Origin of the sequence: Haloferax sp. KTX1 (genome assembly GCF_902410085.1) — an archaeon.
Lineage (GTDB): Archaea > Halobacteriota > Halobacteria > Halobacteriales > Haloferacaceae > Haloferax > Haloferax massiliensis.
The window spans coordinates 1-394 of record NZ_CABPRH010000332.1 but is presented as its reverse complement, the minus strand read 5'-3'; the positions used below and the strand labels follow the sequence as shown (position 1 = coordinate 394).

General features: G+C 49.5%; 1 protein-coding gene. It reads right to left on the bottom strand.

The window, feature by feature from the left end:
* Positions 1–250: NAD(P)-binding protein (locus tag FY251_RS22070; RefSeq protein WP_148417029.1), on the bottom strand; the 250-nt coding region annotated here is incomplete at its 3' end.
* Positions 251–394 lie beyond the last annotated feature (144 nt).

Below are 394 nucleotides of genomic sequence, written 5' to 3'. Positions count from 1 at the left end.
TTTCACAACCGACTCGCTCGGCTTGTGCGTGCAAAAGTTTCTGGAATGTTGGCGTATCGATTCCGCCAGGGAAGCCAGGAAAGTTCTCCAGATGTGCGATCCGGCCCAGTGATGACCGACCACGATCTAGGATTAGTGTGGAGAGTCCGTATCGACTCGTAAAAACACCAACTGTAATCCCTCCGACTCCTCCGCCAACAATAACAACGTCGTATTCTCCAGCCACGACCTTTCGAGACTTCTTCGACATGAGTGGATTAGGCTGGCCTAAAAGTAAAATTCTTCGATTTGCTATTTATTATCTGTCAAGAGGGTTTTCCGGAGCCAGTACTTCTGTGAGGGGTTCAACTTAGTATTGGGAGTTGTGGGCCACGTCGAGCTGTCGCTGTAGAAG